The following is a 3,227-nucleotide window of genomic DNA, read 5'->3' on the forward strand; positions in this document are numbered from 1 at the left end:
GTGTGGGAGCGGGCTTGCCCGCGATGGGGCCCGAAAGAACAAGAAAAAACCCGCGCCTGTCACCAGTCGCGGGTTTTTCTTATTGCTTCAAGCGATCAACGCTCCAGCAAGATCCGCAGCATACGACGCAGCGGTTCGGCCGCGCCCCACAGCAGTTGGTCGCCAACAGTGAACGCGCCGAGGAACTGGCTGCCCATGTTCAGCTTGCGCAGACGGCCCACCGGTACATTCAGGGTGCCGGTCACCTTGGTTGGACTCAGCTCCTGCATGCTGATATCACGGTTGTTCGGCACCAGCTTGACCCATGGGTTGTGCTGGCTGATCAACGCTTCGATATCGGCAATCGGCACATCTTTGTTCAGCTTGATGGTCAGCGCCTGGCTGTGGCAACGCATGGCGCCGATGCGCACGCAGATGCCGTCCACCGGGATCGGGTTCTTGAAACGACCCAGGATCTTGTTGGTTTCGGCCTGGGCCTTCCACTCTTCACGGCTCTGGCCGTTCGGCAGTTCCTTGTCGATCCACGGGATCAGGCTACCGGCCAACGGCACGCCGAAGTTCTCGGTTGGGTAGGCATCGCTGCGCATGGCTTCGGCCACGCGACGGTCGATGTCGAGGATCGCGCTGGCAGGGTCTGCCAGTTGATCGGCGACCGCTGCATGGGTTGCGCCCATCTGCTTGATCAGTTCGCGCATGTTCTGCGCGCCGGCACCGGACGCCGCCTGATAAGTCATGGCGCTCATCCACTCGACCAGGCCGGCTTCGAACAAGCCGCCCAGGCCCATCAGCATCAGGCTGACGGTGCAGTTGCCACCCACGTAGTTCTTGGTGCCCGCATCCAGCTGCTGGTCAATGACCTTGCGGTTCACCGGGTCGAGGATGATCACGGCGTCGTCCTGCATGCGCAGGCTCGAGGCGGCGTCGATCCAGTAACCCTGCCAACCGGCCTCGCGCAGCTTGGGGAAGACTTCGCTGGTGTAGTCGCCACCTTGGCAGGTCAGAATCACGTCGAGGGTTTTCAGCTCTTCAATGCTGTAGGCGTCCTTGAGCGGAGCAATATCCTTGCCCACGGACGGCCCTTGGCCACCCACATTCGAAGTGGTGAAAAACACCGGCTCAATAAGATCGAAATCCTGCTCTTCCAGCATCCGCTGCATGAGCACGGAACCGACCATACCGCGCCAACCGATCAGACCTACACGTTTCATCGCAACTACACCTTGTTAAAAAGTGGGCCGCCTTGCAGCAACAACTGCAAGCGGGCCCGAGAGATTACAGATTCCGCAGCGCGGCGACTACTGCGTCGCCCATTTCTTGCGTACCGACCTTGGTGCAACCCTGCGACCAGATGTCGCCGGTACGTAAACCTTGATCCAGCACCAGGCTTACAGCCTTTTCGATCGCGTCCGCCGCTTCGCTAAGGTTGAAGCTGTAACGCAGCATCATCGACACCGACAGAATGGTCGCCAGCGGGTTGGCGATGCCCTGGCCCGCGATGTCCGGCGCCGAACCGTGGCACGGCTCGTACATGCCCTTGTTGGTGGTGTCCAGGGACGCCGACGGCAGCATGCCGATGGACCCGGTGAGCATCGACGCCTGGTCGGACAGGATGTCGCCGAACAGGTTGTCGGTGACGATCACATCGAACTGCTTTGGCGCACGCACCAGTTGCATGGCGGCGTTGTCGACATACATGTGGCTCAGCTCGACGTCCGGATAGTCCTTGGCGACTTCTTCGACGATTTCGCGCCACAGTTGGCTGGAGGCCAATACGTTGGCCTTATCCACCGAGCAGACCTTCTTGCCACGCACGCGGGCCATGTCGAAACCGACACGGGCGATACGGCGAATTTCACTCTCGCTGTACGGCAGGGTGTCGTAGGCCTGGCGTTCGCCATTTTCCAACTCACGCACGCCACGTGGCGAGCCAAAGTAGATACCGCCGGTCAGCTCACGCACGATCAGGATATCCAGGCCTGCCACCACGTCCGGCTTGAGGCTGGAAGCATCGGCCAGTTGCGGATAGAGGATCGCCGGGCGCAGGTTGCCAAACAGGCCCAGTTGCGCGCGGATTTTCAGCAGGCCGCGCTCAGGGCGGATGTCACGTTCGATCTTGTCCCATTTCGGGCCACCTACGGCGCCGAGCAGCACGGCGTCGGCCGCACGGGCGCGATCCAGGGTTTCGTCGGCGAGCGGTACGCCGTGCTTGTCGATGGCAGCACCGCCGATCACGTCGTGGCTCAACTCGAAGCCCAGGCTGTACTTGGTGTTGGCCAATTCCAGCACCTTGACCGCTTCGGCCATGATTTCCGGACCGATACCGTCGCCAGGGAGAATCAGAATCTGCTTGCTCATGCGTTCCTCATTTCATCAAGCGACCCGCCCGTGGGCAGGTCGGGAAAAATCAATCAGCGTTCGGCGAAGACCACCAACACGTCGGTGCTGAAGGTGCCGTCGGCCTGAATTTCGTAATAATCGCGCACTTCCTGGCCCATCGCCTTTTGCAGCTCAAGTATTGCAGCGCGCAATACTTCTGGGGTGCGCATGCGCTCGACCCACGAGGTGTATTCCAGGCGCAGGCGCTGGCGGCGGCTGGTGCGCACATACAAACCGGACTCGCTGAGCTGCTGCATCCATTCGGCGGCGGAATAATCGCGCACGTGACTCGTGTCGCGCAGTACTTCGACGGTTTGCAGGTAAGTGTCCAACAGCGGGCTGCCCGGTGACAAGACGTCGACGAAGGCCGCCACGCCGCCCGGCTTGAGTACGCGGCGTACTTCGCGCAGGGCCAGGCCGAGGTCGCTCCAGTGATGGGCCGAGTAGCGGCTGAACACGAAGTCGAACTCGCCATCGGCGAACGGCAGCCGTTCGGCGGCGCCGTGTACAGTGCGGATGTTGTCCAGGCCACGATCTGCCGCAGCCGCAGCAACCACGTCGAGCATCTGCTGCGACAGGTCGTAGGCCACCACTTCGTTGACCAGTGACGCCACATGGAAACTCACATGACCGGCACCGCAGCCCAGATCCAGCAGTCGCGCGGCGCCCTGCCCGGCCAGTTCGGCCTGGAGCAGTGCGAATTCGGTGCCCTGGGCGTGCACGGCACTGCTCAGGTAGGCCGAGGCTTGCTCGCCGAATTGTTTTTGCACGACTTGGGTGTGGGCGGTGCTGGTCATGATCGTTTCCTTGGGACTTGTGTTGTTTGTGCTGCCGCCTTCGCGAGCAAGCCC

The 3,227-nt window shown here is 61.6% G+C and carries 3 protein-coding genes; all 3 read right to left on the reverse strand.

The features are described from left to right. Nucleotides 1–95: 95 nt before the first annotated feature. A complete protein-coding gene (gene asd, locus ACRESD_RS10315; RefSeq protein WP_034107599.1) occupies nucleotides 96–1,208 on the reverse strand; it encodes an aspartate-semialdehyde dehydrogenase in 1,113 nt (370 codons plus the stop codon). A gap of 64 nt (nucleotides 1,209–1,272) precedes the next feature. Next, on the reverse strand, nucleotides 1,273–2,355 hold the full coding sequence (gene leuB / locus ACRESD_RS10320; protein WP_431750818.1) for a 3-isopropylmalate dehydrogenase: 1,083 nt from the start codon (nucleotides 2,353–2,355) through the stop codon (nucleotides 1,273–1,275). A gap of 53 nt (nucleotides 2,356–2,408) precedes the next feature. Further along, on the reverse strand, nucleotides 2,409–3,173 hold the full coding sequence (locus tag ACRESD_RS10325) for a class I SAM-dependent methyltransferase (protein ID WP_431750819.1): 765 nt from the start codon (nucleotides 3,171–3,173) through the stop codon (nucleotides 2,409–2,411). Nucleotides 3,174–3,227: the final 54 nt, after the last annotated feature.

Origin of the sequence: Pseudomonas sp. (genome assembly GCF_050739995.1) — a bacterium.
GTDB lineage: Bacteria > Pseudomonadota > Gammaproteobacteria > Pseudomonadales > Pseudomonadaceae > Aquipseudomonas.